Raw genomic sequence first — 14,560 nt, 5'->3', positions numbered from 1 at the left:
GACAGTTATTTGCTGGCGTGAAGATAGCTGTCAACAAATATTGACAGCATGGCGGAAAAAGCGCCGTTGTGGCGTAAAGATATCCGCTCACTGGCGCTGTACCCGGCGCGCGGAAACAAAAAAGCCGCCGGTTAGCCGACGGCCCTGATGATTGACGTCGCTATCAGGCCTGAGGTTTACCCTTCTGCAACGTATCCTTGAGCTGGCCTATCAGTTCGCGGCGGAAATCACCCAGCCGCGGTTTATCGTCGGCGATCCACGGCAGCGGACGGCACAGCTCCATGGCCTTAATCCCCAGACGGGCGGTCAGCAACCCGGCACCGATCCCCTGGGCCGCGCGCGCCGATAACCGCGCCGCCAGATCCTGCGACATCCAGTCCATACCGACTTCGCGCACCAGTTCACTGGCCCCGGCGAAGGCGATATTCAGCAGCACCAGGCGGAACAGACGCAGGCGGCTGTAATAGCCCAGTTCGATACCGTACAGCGTGGCGATGCGGTTAATCAGCCGCAGATTACGCCAGGCGATAAACGCCATATCCACCAGCGCCAGCGGGCTGACGGCGATCATCAGCGTCGATTCCGCCGCCGAACGGCTGATTTCGCGGCGCGCCTGAGCATCGAGCACCGGCTGCACCAGCTGCGCGTACAGACTGACCACTTCGCGGTCATTCTGCGTTTCGTGGATGGCCGCGTACCAGCGTTGTAACGCCGGATGGGCCTGATCCAGTCCAGCCTGCTGGGCCAGCTTCTCGCAAAATGCGCGCCCTTTGCCGACCGCATGGCTGTGCATCAGATCCCGGGCCTCATCGCGCTCGTGAGCGCGCTGGCGCAGACGCCACAAGCGCCGCCATTCGGTCGCCACCGAGCCGACCCCGGCGCCGACAATCAGCGCCCCGGCGACGCAGCCGCCGAGGGAGATCCAGTCCTGCGTCTGCCAGGCGGTCATGGTCCACTGTACCCCTTGCGCCACTACGCTGACGCCAAAGATCGCCAGCCCGGCACTGACCATCCGCCGCCACAGGCTGCGTTTTGGCCGCAGCACCGACTCCACCACCGCCTCTGCTGCGCCCTCTTCTTCTTCCAGCGCGTCGAGACGGGCCGGGGCAAATTTCTCCGCCTCGACGCCATCAAAGGCCCGGGCCGATTTCAGGGCATCTATTTTCTCCGCTTCCAGCGGCCCGTCGAAGTCGATACGCGGTTTTATCGGTTCGCTCATCGCAATTTATCTCCGATCAAAAATTCAAGCGCTGCGTCCATGCGGATATGCGGCAGCGGCTTATCAACGTCCATCACCTGCGGACGGAAATTCTCAAACTGGAACCCCTGCTGTTGCCAGAACGCCTGGCCCGGCAGACGGGCCGGTACTTCACCCGGATAGACCGTCAGGGGCTGACCATCGCTCAGGCGGGCACCGCGCAATGCGGGAATTTTCTCGCCGTTAACCTCGATTAACCCGCTCTGCGTCGCCTGAATCGACGCCAGGCCCAGGCAGTCCATGCTGATGCCTTCGAAGGCGGCATTTTGCCAGGCATCCTGAATCAACTGCTGCAGCAGAGAGACCATATTGCCGTGCTGATCGACGGTGACGTGGTCAGCTTTGGTGGCGGCAAACAACAGTTTGTCGATCACCGGGGAAAACAGACGGCGGAACAGGGTCCGCTGGCCATAATGAAAACTCTGCATCAACTGGGTCAGCGCCAGGCGCATATCGTTAAAGGCTTGCGGCCCGCTGTTCAACGGCTGCAGGCAGTCCACCAGTACGATCTGGCGGTCAAAGCGCAGAAAATGATCCTTGTAAAAGCCCTTCACGACTTTTTCGCAGTAGTACTTAAAACGCTCGCGCAACATGCCGACGTTGCTGTGTCTGTCGGCCTGCGCCAGCCTGGCTTCGCCGATCGCGTCGACATCCGGCCACGGGAAAAACTGCAGCGCGGGCGCCCCGGCCATGTCGCCGGGCAGCACAAAGCGGCCAGGTTGAATAAAATGCAGCCCTTCACGCTTGCAGGCGTGCAGATAGTCGGTCCACGCGGCGGCAATCTCCGCCAGACGGTTTTCATCCGCCGGCGCCAGCGGGTCCAGCCCTTCGCACAGCTGACGCCAGCGGGCTGACCACTCCGCACGATCCCCTTGCAACAGGCCGGTCATCTGCCGTGACCAGCTCAGGTAATCCTGGGCCAGCATCGGTAAATCGAGCAGCCATTCGCCTGGGTAATCGACAATTTCCAGATACAGCGTGGAGGTTTCTTTAAAGTGGCGCAGCAGCGATTCGCTGGAGCGGTAGCGTAGCGCCAGGCGAATTTCACTGACCCCGCGGGTCGGCGTCGGCCACACCGGCGGCGAGCCATACAGCTGCGCCAGTCCTTCATCATAGGTAAAACGAGGAATGCCGAAATCACGTTGCGGCACGCGTTTGACGCCAAGCAGGCGCTCTTCACGGACCGCACTGAGCAGCGGCAGACGCGCGCCGGAGTGAATATTCAGCAGTTGGTTTACCAGGGCGGTGATAAAGGCGGTTTTACCACTTCGGCTCAGGCCGGTCACCGCCAGACGTAAATGCCGGTCAACCCCACGGTTGACCAGCGCATTGAATTCTGTTTTGAGTCGCTTCATTGCCATCCTGTAGTGCGCTGAAGGAAAGTGCTTTTATTATAAGCTATTAGGTGAAGATAAGCAGAAAGTTCTGCTGACTGTGCCGCAGGCGCCAGGTACGCCTGCCCGGCCTTTTATTTCATCCCGCGGGCAAAGCGATGGGCCAGGCGGCTGAGCACCGGCTCAAGGGCAACGGCCAGCAGCATTTTTAACGGTCGACGCGCCACCGACTTCACCGCCCAGCCAGCAACGCCGGCCGGCCCGTAGCGTAACGCCGTCAGCAGCACCAGTTTGCCCACGATTTTCAGACCGGGCTTCATCTTTTGTCCTGTTTGCTGCCATTTGATATTCATGCGTGACCTCGTCGTTAGGCTACAGCTGGCGGAACCGGCTGCGCAGCGTAAAAGTATCTGACGTGACGTAACGCTCCATTTCCCGCAGACGGCGCTCACTGGCCGCCAGCTCCCTGTCCGCCGCGGCTAACAGTTCACCGCTGGAGGGCATTTTCTCGCCATGCAGTTCGCTATCCGGCATCGGGTCGAGAACGAAGGTCAGGATGATGTACGCCACCACCACAAAGAAAAACAGGCCAAATATCATCGCCAGCACGGTAATTAAGCGCACCAGTTTGACCGGTACATCCAGGTACTGCGCAATACCGGCGCAGACCCCTTTGACCATGCCAAGCTGCGGCACGCGCCAGAGTTTTTTATTCAGGTCCAGTCCGCCCATTATTTTTCTCTCCAGTTCGGATGTTCGGCATCAAGAATGTCTTCCAGCGTCTGGATACGTTCGCGCATGCGCTTCGCATCATCGGTCAGCTGCAATAAACGCTGCTGTTCGTTCTGCGATAAACTGCCGCTGGCGCTGCGGTTGTTGTAGTGCAGCCACAGCCAGACCGGTAATACGAACAGCACGAACAGCGTCAGGGGTATGGCAATAAAAAGCGTACTCATGTGTACTCCTTACAGTGAGTGAACGGCGGCGCATGATCGCGCCGCAACACCTGCGCCTTCAGTCTGCCGGAACTGCACAGCATGTGCCGAAGGCGTGGGCGTATTCCATTAGTTGTTTTGGTTCATTTTACTTTTTAAGGCCGCCAGCTGTTCGCTGATTTCGTCGTCCGCTTTCAGGTCGGCAAACTGTTGGTCCAGGGTTTTCTGTTTGCCAAAACCATGGCTCTCTGCTTCCGCTTCCATATGGTCGATGCGACGTTCAAAAGATTCAAAACGCGCCATCGCTTCATCAATTTTGCCACTGTCCAGCTGACGACGTACGTCGCGAGAGGAGCTGGCTGCCTGATGACGTAAGGTTAACGCCTGCTGGCGCGCGCGGGTTTCGCTCAGTTTGTTTTCCAGCTCGCCAATCTCTTTTTTCATGCGCGTCAGGGTTTCATCGATCATCTGCGCTTCATTTTCGAGGCTGGCAATAAGGTCGGTCAGTTTTTGTTTTTCGATCAGCGCCGCACGAGCCAGATCTTCTTTATCTTTGCGCAGCGCCAGTTCGGCTTTTTCCTGCCACTCTGCCTGCTGGGCAAGGGCTTGTTCGATACGGCGGCTCAGCTGTTTCTTTTCGGCCAGCGCGCGGGCCGAAGTGGAACGTACTTCCACCAGAGTGTCTTCCATTTCCTGAATCATCAGGCGAACCAGCTTCTGCGGATCTTCTGCTTTCTCCAGCAGGGAGTTGATGTTGGCGTTCACGATGTCGGCAAAACGAGAAAAAATACCCATAATAATAATCCTCATAGTTCTGATATCAGGCGGTGGCCTGTGGCAATACTGAGAGTATTAATACAAGTTGCGTGCCAAGTTTTTATCTTATTGATTTAAAAAGAAGTGATTGTTATCTGCACAACGGGTTGCTAGAGTAACCTGGTGAATCACACGATTAAATGGCGAATTTCATCATGGCGGACTACAAGGACAACCTGCTCGGCGAAGCCAACAGCTTTATCGAGGTACTGGAACAGGTTTCGCGGCTGGCACCGCTCGATAAACCGGTGCTGGTCATTGGCGAGCGCGGTACTGGTAAAGAGCTGATCGCTAACCGCCTGCACTTTCTCTCTTCCCGCTGGCAGGGGCCGTTTATCTCCCTCAACTGCGCGGCATTAAATGAAAACCTGCTGGATAGCGAACTGTTCGGTCATGAGGCCGGGGCGTTTACCGGCGCCAGCAAACGTCATCCCGGCCGCTTTGAACGCGCCGATGGCGGAACGCTGTTTCTCGATGAGCTGGCCACGGCGCCGATGCTGGTACAGGAAAAGCTACTGCGGGTGATTGAATATGGTGAGCTGGAGCGCGTCGGCGGCAGCCAGCCGTTACAGGTCAACGTGCGGCTGGTGTGTGCCACCAATGCCGACCTGCCTGCAATGGTTGAATCCGGCCATTTTCGTGCCGACCTTCTCGACCGCCTGGCCTTTGATGTGGTGCAGCTGCCGCCACTGCGCGAACGGCAAAGCGACATCATGCTGCTGGCGAATCAGTTTGCCATTCAGATGTGCCGCGAACTGGGGCTGCCGTTGTTTCCGGGATTCAGCGAAAACGCCTGCGACACGCTGCTGGGCTACCGCTGGCCGGGGAATATTCGTGAGCTGAAAAACGTGGTGGAGCGTTCGGTCTATCGCCATGGCACCAGCGACAGCGAACTCGACAACATCATCATCAACCCTTTTCATCAACAACAATCGTCGGCGTCGTCACCTCAGCGCGCCGATGCCGACCTGCAAACCGCCGGGACTGCGCTACCGCTGGATCTGCGAAACTTCCAGCATGAGCAAGAAAAAAACCTGCTGCAGGCAAGCCTACAGCAGGCGAAGTTCAATCAGAAACAGGCGGCGCAGTTGCTCGGCTTAACCTACCACCAGCTACGGGCGTTGCTGAAAAAGCATCAGCTGTGAGACAGCCGCGGCAGCATCAGGGCGCTGACTACCGTCGCGCCCAGGCACATCGCCGCGTTGAACCACAGGGCATACTGCGCGGCGCTGGCCATGCCAAGCGGTAACAGCAGCGCAAAAAGTGACGCTGTCACGGCAATCCCCATCGCCCCGCCCAACGAACTGCCCATCTTGTAAATCCCTGAAGCGACACCGACTTTATTTTCCGGGGCGTTCACCACCGCGGTGTCGGTTGACGGCGTGGCGTAGCAGCCCAGCCCAAGGCCAAACAACACGTTACTGAGAAAGACGGTAACGATATAGACGGATTTATCGAGGAAGGTGCAGGAGATAAGCAGGATCGCCACTGCGGTAAAGACCGGCCCGGTCATCATCGGCAGCCTGGCCCCGTAGCGCTGCAGCAGCTTTTCACCGACGCGGATCATCGCCAGCACGGTGACCAGATAGCCCAGCGTCATTCCGCCGGTTTCCAGCGGGCTCAGGTTGTGCCCCTTCTGCAGCCAGATACTGGTGATCATCATCGTGCCGACGGCGCCATTGAGCATAAAGTTTGACAGTACCGCAGCGCTGTAGGCCCGGTTGCGAAACAGCGCAAAATCAATCAGCGCCGATTCCCCTTTACGCAGCCCGCTGCGGATGAAATACCCGCCCGATACCAGTGAGCCGGCGAGCATCGCCAGCGACAGGCCGCTGCTCCAGCCCCAACTGTGGCCTTTGCTGATAAACAGATTAAACAGCACCAGCGAGACGATCAGGCTCAACAAACCGCTGATATCCAGCTTGTGCTCCTGCGCGCTGGCGCTACGGCTCTCCGGCGTGCCGCGCAACAGCAGCAAGGCCACCAGCGCCACGGCAATGGAGAAGACAAAGATCCAGCGCCAGCCCAGCCCGGTCGCGATAGCCCCGCCGACAAACGAGCATAAGCCGCTGCCGCCCCACGAACCGATGACCCAGAAGCTCACCGCCCGCTGGCGCGCTTTGCCTTCGTACCAGGTTTTTATCAGCGCCAGGGTAGCCGGCATAATGCAGGCCGCCGATAACCCCTGCAGGACCCGCCCGGCCAGAAACAACCACGGCCCCTGCGCCAGCACCAGCAGAGCACTGCCGCCAATACTCAGCATCAGGCCGATATGGGTCATGCGCATCCGACCAAATTTATCCGCCAGCCCGCCGCTGGCCACCACAAAGCAACCGCTGAACAACGCGCTGAGGCTCACCGCCAGCGTCAACGTTTCAAGGGAGATATCAAGACTGTTTTTCATTGCCGGTACGACGTTAATCACCGACTGGGCAAACAGCCAGAAGGTCAACACGCTCAATACAATGCCCGCCAGCAGACGGTCGGTACCAACAAAAGGTGCTTCGGTCAGAGATACGGAACTCATAAGTGGGTCCTCCCCATCGCGAGTGGTTAACGCAGATAATGTTCCGTCAGGCCGCACCACAGCGCCGCGCCCTTGAGCAGGATCTCATCATTGAAGTCGTAGCCCGGGTTATGCACCATGCAGCGGTCGGCTTCGTCCCCGGCGCCGATGGTGAAGTAGCTTCCGTGCGGGTTATGCTCCAGCATAAAGGCGAAATCTTCGCTACCCATAAAGGGCTTCACTTCGCCGACCAGCGCTTCGCCAAACAACGAGGTTGCCACCGTGCGCACCATCTCATTGGCGGCAGGATCGTTTTTAAGCACCGGGCTGCCGTTGATGTGGCTTAAAGTGGCAGTGGCGTTAAAGCTTTCCGCCTGGGCGACGGCAATATCGTGGATCCGCTGGAGGACCGTTTCACGTACCTGTTCGTTGAGGGTACGTACCGTCAGCTTCATCAGCACTTTGTCGTTGATGATATTGGGCGCATGCCCGGCCTGGATACTGCCCACGGTCACCACCGCCGGTTCAAAGGGGGTGATATTGCGCGACACAATAGATTGCAGCGCGAGGGTGATATGACAGGCGACCAGCGTCGCGTCGACGGTGTGTTCCGGTACTGCCCCATGCCCGCCGACCCCTTTCACTTCAATATGCAGCGTATCGGAAGAGGCCATCATCGCGCCGTCGCGCAGGCCAATTTTCCCCAGCGCCTGCCCCGGCATGTTGTGCAGACCAAACAGGATATCGCAGGGGAATTTATCGAACAGACCATCTTCGACCATCACCCGCCCGCCATACAGCAGCTCTTCCGCCGGCTGGAAAATCAAATGCAGCGTGCCGTCGAACTGCCGGGTACGCGCCAGATATTCGGCGGCGTAGAGTAGCGTGGTGGTATGTCCATCATGGCCACAGCCGTGAAACCGGCCATCGGTCTGGCTGGCCCAGGCCTTGCCGCTGGCCTCCTGCATCGGTAACGCGTCCATATCTGCCCGCAGACCCAGACGACGCTCGCCGTTGCCCACCTTCAGGGTTCCGACCACTCCGGTCCCTGCCAGACCACGGTGTACCTCATAACCCCACTCCGTCAGCAGACGAGCCACCTCATCGCTGGTTTTATGTTCTTCGAAGCCAATTTCCGGTTGCTGATGGAATCGACGGCGCAGCTCAATAAACGATGCTTCTTTAACCTGTAATGCCTCAATAAGCGGATGTGTCATTTTTGTTATTCCTTGATTGTGTTTGCGCGACACTTTCGAGTTTATGCTGTCCGATTAGCATTAAAGTGCGGTTTTTTGTTTTATATTGACGGATTATTCATGAGTGTTTTTCATACTGATCGGTTATGACAAAAAATGACCTGTTGTTTTTTGTCCTTGAGAAGAGGTGACGGTGGAGCATCATTCAGGCGATTTTAGCGTCGCGGTCCGCGATATTCGGCAGTTCAATCAGCCGGAGAGTGAGCTGTTAACCCTGATCTGGGTGCTGGAAGGTCGCGTAGAGCTGCATGACGGCGACGGGCAGCAGATACTGCACCCTGACGAGCTGGCCATCGTAAACCGCAATCGTCGGTGGCGCCTGCACGCGGCGGCCGGTAACGCAGTGATGCTCCTGACCTTGTCCTGCAGTTGGCTGACACGCCTCGATAGCGAGTTCTTTGCCGTGGGCTACCAGGTCAGCGACGAAACGCGCGACGCCGATGATAACCTCCGCCGGTTAATGCGCCAGCTGCTGGTGATAGAGCTGGTGAATCATCAGGCCCGCTACCGGCTTGAAGCCAACCGCTGGCTGAGCGAGATTGCCCTGCTGCTCTCTACCCGTTTCTCTCGCCCGCTGGCTTCCAGCCCCAAACGCGGGGCCGAGAAGTGGAGCCGGCGCATTGCGCGGGTGGTGGCGCGTATCGATGCAAACTACCAGCGTCGGCTTTCGCTCCACGATGTTGCCGCCGCCGAGTTTGTCTCTGAAGCCTGGCTGTCGCGCCTGTTTCGCAAGGAAGTGGGCATGAGCTTCATGCAGTACATTACCGCCCTGCGCCTCAATAAGGCGGCGGAGCAGCTGATCGCCACCCGCAAACCGGTCCAGCAGATTGCCCAGGAACAAGGTTTCGCCAGCACCCGCATCATGAGCGATCTGTTTAAACGCCTGCATGAGGTGACACCGCGTCAGTTTCGCCAGCAGCACCCGCAAACCAGCGGCGAATCCGGGCGCCCGCGCACCGGGCTGGTGGATATCTGGCAGCCGGTGGCCGTCGAGCGTCTCTATGCCCGCCTCAACGAGCCGGAACAGAATGGCTGGGACAACCCGCCGCCGCTGCTCAACCCGCAGCAAACCCGGCAGATCGATCTGCGCCAGCTGCCGGCCCGCGTCGCCACCTTACGCCACACCCGCATGGTGGTCACCGTCCGGGAGCTGGATGATTTACTGCGTGAGGATGTACGCCGCGAGCTGGAGCAGCTGCACCGCAGCCTGCCGGTCTACGCGATTGATATTAACGATCCTTTTCTCAGCAGCCGGCTGTTTGCCACCGGCTGGGACGACCCGCAAATGGCCGGCTACGCCTGCTGGTATAACCTGCAGCAGATTTTCAGCTGGCTGGCGAAAATGGGTTGGGGGGTGATTTTACATACCGGGCTGACCACCCGCTGCGATTTGCTACAGCGCTTTTTGCGCCTCGCCGCCAACCATTTCCCGGCGGCAACCCTCGCCAGCTGGCGTTTTGTCTGGCACTGGTCTCCCCAGGCCACCGAAGCGGCCCGCCAGCATGCCTGGCTGCAGCAGCGAGAGACCTTACAGACTTATCTGTCGCAGCCGCAGCTGGGGGTCTGGCACCGCTTCCCGGAGCTTGCCATTGGCGATGATCCGCTGCTGCAGTCGCCCATCCTCAGCGAAGCCAGCTTTCTCGCCTGCCAGGCCGACGCCAATGAGCTACTGGATCTGGCCCAGTTGGATAGCAGCAAGCTGGCCTCGAGCGAAAACTATCCGGTACATAAGCTGCGGCAGATCCACAGCGCCCTGCGCCAGCGTCAGCTGTCGCTGCCGGTCTGGCTGCTGTCCTGGAATACCTTAACCGGCAATACCCGCGACACCAACGGTCGGTTTTTCCGCGGCGCATTGCTGATGGATAACCTGCTGGGGCTGGCGGAGCAGGTATGGCTGGCGGGCTTCTGGCTCAACTCTGGCCTGCAAGGGGAATCGAGCGTTACCGGTAAGCTGGATACCTCCAGCCTGGCGCTGCATTATCTCCACGGCCTGCCCCGTCCCGTATACTGGGTGCTGTGGTTATGGCGACGGCTGCGCGGCGACGTGCTGGTTAACGACAAAAAAATGTTGCTGTTACGTCACGGTAATCAGTATCAGCTTCTGCTGCGTAATACGGTAGTGTTCAACCCCTGGCTCTCCAGCGAAGAGGCGTTTATCCAGCGCTTTCGTCAGCCCTACAGCGTCCGACTGTCCGGACTTGACGGGCGCTGGCGGGTGAAGCAGCATCTGTTCGATCAGCATCACGGCGCATTATTCCCGCTGTTTGAAGCCTTTCGCAGCCACAGCGGCCCGGACGATGAGGATTATCACTGGCTGATGCACAAGGCCCGCCCGGCGCTGAGCGTTTCGGAAGAGGCACCGGAGAGCGGCTGGCATATTGTCGACTCCCTGGACAGCAATGCGCTGGTGCTTTATGAGTTCACCCCGTTAGGTGATTAATCAGACAATTTGCTGCACTAATTGATGCACTGCGCATTTTCATCAACCGCAGCGGCATAATGTAGACACGGGACTCCATCGAGGATCACACCGTGAAAAAACTACTGATATGTTGCTTGTTCGGGGAAACCGCGAACCTCTTAGCGAAGAAAATGCAAAAAATCGCGGATGCTCAGGGGATGAATATGCTGATTAGCGCCGTCGGTCTGGAGAATGTCTTTAGCGTGGCTCCCGCCTACCACGCGGTTTTAGTGGCGCCACATATTCAATATAAGACCGATGAGATCGCTGCCGTGTTGCTGGATAACCAGCAGATTGCGGTGATTGAAAGCCTGCCCTACGCCGCCTTTGATGGCGAAAAAGTACTGCAGTTTGCCCTGACCAGACTGGCCCATTCGCTCACCTGATAGCGCCTGATTCCAGCCTTCGCGATGCCATGCGGGTCGCTCGCAACAGCAGTAACCCGCATTTTACCCCCCGTCGTCTGCCTGGCCAGATTGCCCTGTGTTTTCAGCACACTGGCGGTTAAATATTTGTAACTGGCAAGATGTGTCAATGTGAATTATAGTCTGCGCCATCATCGTTCAATGGACTGAAAACGCACATGATTCCGGTTAATATTCATACTCTTAGTCGCTATGCGGCCCACGTCAGCTTAACCCACACCATGAAGCATCATCATTCACCTGCGCTGTCGGTGATGATGATTTTCTCGGACCTGTGTATTCGTTCGACTCTTGATGCCTATCGCCAGCAAGGCTGGGAAATTAGCGAGAAACGCAGCGGGATGGTATTGCGGACTTTCGTGGCCACCCATCGTGAAGGCTCAGAAATTGAAATCACACCCAAGGAGTATATCGGGCGTTATAACCGCCTGCTTCCGCTGTAATCACCAAGCTTACTGGAGAATTCAGCCATAAAAAGATACCATGTTTCATTATCCCCCATACAACGCATGAATATGCTGAGAAGCGCTTAAAAGAGCACCATACCCTCAGGTTTTTGATGAATATCAACCCGTCACCTCCCTGGACGCATGACGATCGGCGCGGCTTGCGCCCTCGCGGGTTTTACGCGTTTATTCAGGGAAATGGCAGATAAAAACGCCGGATGGGTTTACGAGGTATACTCGAAGGAGTGGTGCTCTTGCACATAACGCAGCGACTGACGAAATGGTTCCTGTGAGCGTTTAAGGTGATGGAATATGTCATTGAACATTAATAAAACAGAGCTCTGCTCTATAACCAAAAAAATATTATGCGCCTGAAACTCTCCTCCCTGCTGGCGACGCTATCGCTGCTGTGTACGCAGGCAATGGCCGCGCCCACGTTGCCGCCAGATGCCGACATCCGCGACAGCGGTTTTGTTTACTGTGTGAGCGGTCAGGTCAATACCTTTAACCCGCAGAAAGTCAGCAGCGGGCTGATTGTCGATACCTTAGCGGCTCAACTCTACGACCGCCTGCTGGATGTCGACCCTTATACCTACCGGCTGGTGCCGCAGCTGGCGGAAAGCTGGGAAGTGCTGGATAACGGTGCCACATACCGCTTCCATCTGCGTCCTCACGTCGCTTTCCAGTCAACCTCCTGGTTTAAGCCCTCTCGCGCTTTTAATGCAGACGATGTGATTTTCACCTTCAACCGCATTTTTAAGCGCGACGATCCGTGGCACAACGTCAACGGCAGCAGCTTCCCCTATTTCGACAGTTTGCAGTTCGCCGACAGCGTTGAGAGCGTGCGCAAGCTGGATAATCAAACCGTCGAATTTCGCCTGAAACAGCCGGATGCCTCGTTCCTCTGGCATCTGGCGACCCACTATGCCTCGGTGATGTCGGCGGAATATGGCGCACAGCTGGCCAAAGTCGATCGCCAGGAACAGCTCGATCGCCAGCCGGTCGGCACCGGTCCGTTCCAGCTTGAAGAGTATCGCGCGGGGCAGTATGTACGCCTGCAGCGCCATCCTGGCTACTGGCGCGGTAAGCCGCTGATGCCGCAGGTGGTGGTCGATCTCGGCTCTGGCGGCACGGGGCGTTTGTCGAAACTGTTAACCGGTGAGTGCGATGTGCTGGCCTGGCCGGCTGCCAGCCAGTTAACGATCCTCCGTGACGATCCGCGCCTGCGCCTGACGCTGCGCCCGGGCATGAACATCGCGTGGCTGGCGTTCAATACCGCCCGACCGCCGCTTGATAAACCCGAAGTTCGCCACGCGCTGGCGCTGGCCATTAATAACCAGCGTCTGATGCAGTCCATTTATTACGGTACCGCCGAAACCGCCGCGTCGATGCTGCCGCGCGCCTCGTGGGCCTACGATAACGACGCAAAAATCACGGAATACAACCCGAAGGAAGCCCGGGCCCAGCTTAAAGCGCTAGGTCTGGAAAAGCTGACGCTGAAGCTCTGGGTCCCGACCAGCTCGCAGGCCTGGAACCCCAGCCCGCTGAAAACCGCGGAGCTTATCCAGGCGGACATGGCGCAAATTGGCGTGAAGGTCATTATCGTGCCGGTGGAGGGCCGATTCCAGGAAGCCAGATTGATGGACATGAACCACGATCTGACCCTTTCCGGTTGGGCTACCGACAGTAATGACCCGGACAGTTTTTTCCGTCCGCTGCTGAGCTGCGCGGCCATTGCCTCGCAGACCAACTTTGCCCACTGGTGCAACCGCGAATTCGATGAGGTGCTGCAAAAAGCGCTACGCTCACAGCAACTGGCTTCACGCATTGAGGCTTATAAAGAAGCGCAGCATATCCTGGCTCGCGACCTGCCGGTGCTGCCGCTGGCGTCATCGCTGCGCCTGCAGGCCTACCGCTATGATATGAAAGGTCTGATCCTGAGTCCGTTCGGTAACGCCTCCTTTGCGGGCGTCTCGCGGGAGAAAAAAGACGAGGTGAAAAAACCATGATTATTTTTACCCTGCGCCGCCTGCTGCTCCTGCTGGTGACGCTCTTTTTCCTGACCTTCGTGGGCTTCAGCCTGAGCTATTTTACGCCCCATGCCCCGTTGCAGGGCGCCTCGTTGTGGAATGCCTGGCAGTTCTGGTTCACCGGACTGCTACATTGGGACTTCGGCGTCTCCAGCATTAACGGCCAGCTGATTTCAGAGCAGTTGAAAGAGGTGTTCCCGGCGACCATGGAGCTGTGCATCCTCGCGTTTGGCTTTGCGCTGTTAATCGGTATCCCGGTGGGGATGCTGGCGGGCATCATGCGCAATAAGTGGCCGGATACCCTGATCAGCGCCCTCGCGCTGGTGGGATTTTCGATTCCGGTGTTCTGGCTGGCGCTATTGCTGACGCTGTTTTTCTCCCTGACGCTCGGCTGGTTCCCGGTTTCCGGGCGCTTTGACTTGCTCTATGAAGTGAAAACCGTTACCGGCTTTGCACTGATTGACGCCTGGCTTTCCGATTCACCGTGGCGCCATGAGATGATCGTTAGCGCCGCGCGCCATATGGTTTTACCGGTCCTCACGCTGGCGGTGGCGCCTACCACCGAAGTGATCCGCCTGATGCGCATCAGCACCAGCGAAGTGTATGACACCAACTATGTTAAGGCCGCCGCCACCCGTGGCGTTTCACGACGCACGATTTTACATCGCCACGTGCTGCACAACGCCCTGCCGCCGGTGATCCCGCGTCTTGGCCTGCAGTTTTCAACCATGCTGACCCTGGCGATGATCACCGAGATGGTCTTTAGCTGGCCGGGCCTGGGCCGCTGGTTGATTAATGCCATCCGCCAGCAGGATTACGCCGCGATTTCGGCAGGCGTGATGGTGATTGGCGCACTGGTGATTACCGTCAACGTGATATCAGACATTCTGGGAGCGATGGCTAACCCGCTGAAACATAAGGAATGGTATGCCTTACGATAGCACCTACAAAGCAAAAACCTTTATCAATTAAAAACAATGAGTTAAATTTTAAAATTCTTCGATATTCCTGACTTTAATACACAATTTTGTACACATTGTTTTTAACGTTAGCTCCGACAGTCATCAGTTTGATTGCTGTCGGAGTTCTCTTC

The 14,560-nt window shown here is 57.6% G+C and carries 14 protein-coding genes; 6 read left to right on the top strand and 8 right to left on the bottom strand.

Annotation, left to right across the window (positions count from 1 at the left end; translation table 11 throughout):
- Positions 1 to 163: 163 nt before the first annotated feature.
- The 6 genes from EDF82_RS02740 to pspA form a co-directional block, all read right to left on the bottom strand.
- A complete protein-coding gene (locus EDF82_RS02740) occupies positions 164 to 1,219 on the bottom strand; it encodes a TIGR01620 family protein (protein ID WP_123754070.1) in 1,056 nt (351 codons plus the stop codon).
- Positions 1,216 to 2,613 (bottom strand): YcjX family protein, encoded by a 1,398-nt coding sequence (locus EDF82_RS02735; protein WP_123754069.1) that lies wholly within the window; start codon positions 2,611 to 2,613, stop codon positions 1,216 to 1,218. Before EDF82_RS02735 ends, EDF82_RS02740 begins: the two co-directional genes overlap by 4 nt.
- Before the next feature lie 113 nt (positions 2,614 to 2,726).
- Positions 2,727 to 2,945, bottom strand: a complete 219-nt coding sequence (pspD, locus tag EDF82_RS02730) for a phage shock protein PspD (protein ID WP_123754068.1) — start codon at positions 2,943 to 2,945, stop codon at positions 2,727 to 2,729.
- A gap of 19 nt (positions 2,946 to 2,964) precedes the next feature.
- Positions 2,965 to 3,324 (bottom strand): envelope stress response membrane protein PspC, encoded by a 360-nt coding sequence (pspC, locus tag EDF82_RS02725; protein ID WP_123754067.1) that lies wholly within the window; start codon positions 3,322 to 3,324, stop codon positions 2,965 to 2,967.
- Positions 3,324 to 3,548 carry an envelope stress response membrane protein PspB gene (gene pspB / locus EDF82_RS02720; protein WP_123707669.1) on the bottom strand — a complete coding sequence of 75 codons (225 nt, stop codon included), beginning with the start codon at positions 3,546 to 3,548 and terminating at the stop codon, positions 3,324 to 3,326. The genes pspC and pspB overlap by 1 nt, the downstream gene beginning before the upstream one ends.
- Positions 3,549 to 3,656: 108 nt before the next feature.
- On the bottom strand, positions 3,657 to 4,322 hold the full coding sequence (gene pspA, locus EDF82_RS02715; RefSeq protein ID WP_123754066.1) for a phage shock protein PspA: 666 nt from the start codon (positions 4,320 to 4,322) through the stop codon (positions 3,657 to 3,659).
- 161 nt (positions 4,323 to 4,483) lie between these two features.
- Between pspA and pspF the strand changes: the two genes are divergently transcribed.
- A complete protein-coding gene (pspF, locus tag EDF82_RS02710; protein ID WP_187042807.1) occupies positions 4,484 to 5,488 on the top strand; it encodes a phage shock protein operon transcriptional activator in 1,005 nt (334 codons plus the stop codon).
- Here pspF and EDF82_RS02705 read toward each other — a convergent pair.
- A complete protein-coding gene (locus EDF82_RS02705) occupies positions 5,479 to 6,870 on the bottom strand; it encodes an MFS transporter (protein WP_123754065.1) in 1,392 nt (463 codons plus the stop codon). The genes pspF and EDF82_RS02705 overlap by 10 nt on opposite strands.
- A 26-nt stretch (positions 6,871 to 6,896) precedes the next feature.
- A complete protein-coding gene (locus tag EDF82_RS02700) occupies positions 6,897 to 8,066 on the bottom strand; it encodes a M20 aminoacylase family protein (protein ID WP_123754064.1) in 1,170 nt (389 codons plus the stop codon).
- A 172-nt stretch (positions 8,067 to 8,238) separates the two neighbouring features.
- Here EDF82_RS02700 and EDF82_RS02695 point away from each other — a divergent pair, with 172 nt between their 5' ends.
- The 5 genes from EDF82_RS02695 to sapB all read left to right on the top strand — a co-directional run bounded on the left by EDF82_RS02695 (position 8,239) and on the right by sapB (position 14,408).
- Positions 8,239 to 10,545 (top strand): helix-turn-helix domain-containing protein, encoded by a 2,307-nt coding sequence (locus EDF82_RS02695; protein WP_123755458.1) that lies wholly within the window; start codon positions 8,239 to 8,241, stop codon positions 10,543 to 10,545.
- A gap of 92 nt (positions 10,546 to 10,637) precedes the next feature.
- Entirely contained in the window at positions 10,638 to 10,952 is a 315-nt protein-coding gene (locus tag EDF82_RS02690; protein ID WP_123754063.1) for a PTS sugar transporter subunit IIB, read from the top strand.
- Positions 10,953 to 11,149: 197 nt separating this feature from the next.
- Positions 11,150 to 11,434 (top strand): hypothetical protein, encoded by a 285-nt coding sequence (locus EDF82_RS02685; protein ID WP_123754062.1) that lies wholly within the window; start codon positions 11,150 to 11,152, stop codon positions 11,432 to 11,434.
- Positions 11,435 to 11,802: 368 nt separating this feature from the next.
- The gene (gene sapA / locus EDF82_RS02680; RefSeq protein ID WP_123754061.1) at positions 11,803 to 13,446 is read left to right on the top strand and encodes an ABC transporter substrate-binding protein SapA; all 1,644 of its coding nucleotides are present in this window, start codon (positions 11,803 to 11,805) and stop codon (positions 13,444 to 13,446) included.
- Complete coding sequence (gene sapB / locus EDF82_RS02675; protein ID WP_123754060.1) at positions 13,443 to 14,408, top strand: putrescine export ABC transporter permease SapB; 966 nt, start codon at positions 13,443 to 13,445, stop codon at positions 14,406 to 14,408. The genes sapA and sapB overlap by 4 nt, the downstream gene beginning before the upstream one ends.
- The last annotated feature ends 152 nt before the right edge of the window (positions 14,409 to 14,560 follow it).

The sequence above is a fragment of the Klebsiella sp. BIGb0399 genome, from assembly GCF_003752615.1.
Classification (GTDB): domain Bacteria; phylum Pseudomonadota; class Gammaproteobacteria; order Enterobacterales; family Enterobacteriaceae; genus Klebsiella; species Klebsiella lignicola.
Note: the sequence above shows the minus strand (reverse complement) of the source record. Positions and strands in the feature narration are given on the sequence as shown.

What these genes read in the sequence shown, in the direction of transcription:
- EDF82_RS02740 (WP_123754070.1), bottom strand. Translation starts at nt 1,219, where the DNA reads ATGAGCGAACCGATAAAACCGCGTATCGACTTCGACGGGCCGCTGGAA.
- EDF82_RS02735 (WP_123754069.1), bottom strand. Translation starts at nt 2,613, where the DNA reads ATGAAGCGACTCAAAACAGAATTCAATGCGCTGGTCAACCGTGGGGTT.
- pspD (WP_123754068.1), bottom strand. Translation starts at nt 2,945, where the DNA reads ATGAATATCAAATGGCAGCAAACAGGACAAAAGATGAAGCCCGGTCTG.
- pspC (WP_123754067.1), bottom strand. Translation starts at nt 3,324, where the DNA reads ATGGGCGGACTGGACCTGAATAAAAAACTCTGGCGCGTGCCGCAGCTT.
- pspB (WP_123707669.1), bottom strand. Translation starts at nt 3,548, where the DNA reads ATGAGTACGCTTTTTATTGCCATACCCCTGACGCTGTTCGTGCTGTTC.
- pspA (WP_123754066.1), bottom strand. Translation starts at nt 4,322, where the DNA reads ATGGGTATTTTTTCTCGTTTTGCCGACATCGTGAACGCCAACATCAAC.
- pspF (WP_187042807.1), top strand. Translation starts at nt 4,484, where the DNA reads ATGGCGAATTTCATCATGGCGGACTACAAGGACAACCTGCTCGGCGAA.
- EDF82_RS02705 (WP_123754065.1), bottom strand. Translation starts at nt 6,870, where the DNA reads ATGAGTTCCGTATCTCTGACCGAAGCACCTTTTGTTGGTACCGACCGT.
- EDF82_RS02700 (WP_123754064.1), bottom strand. Translation starts at nt 8,066, where the DNA reads ATGACACATCCGCTTATTGAGGCATTACAGGTTAAAGAAGCATCGTTT.
- EDF82_RS02685 (WP_123754062.1), top strand. Translation starts at nt 11,150, where the DNA reads ATGATTCCGGTTAATATTCATACTCTTAGTCGCTATGCGGCCCACGTC.
- sapA (WP_123754061.1), top strand. Translation starts at nt 11,803, where the DNA reads ATGCGCCTGAAACTCTCCTCCCTGCTGGCGACGCTATCGCTGCTGTGT.
- sapB (WP_123754060.1), top strand. Translation starts at nt 13,443, where the DNA reads ATGATTATTTTTACCCTGCGCCGCCTGCTGCTCCTGCTGGTGACGCTC.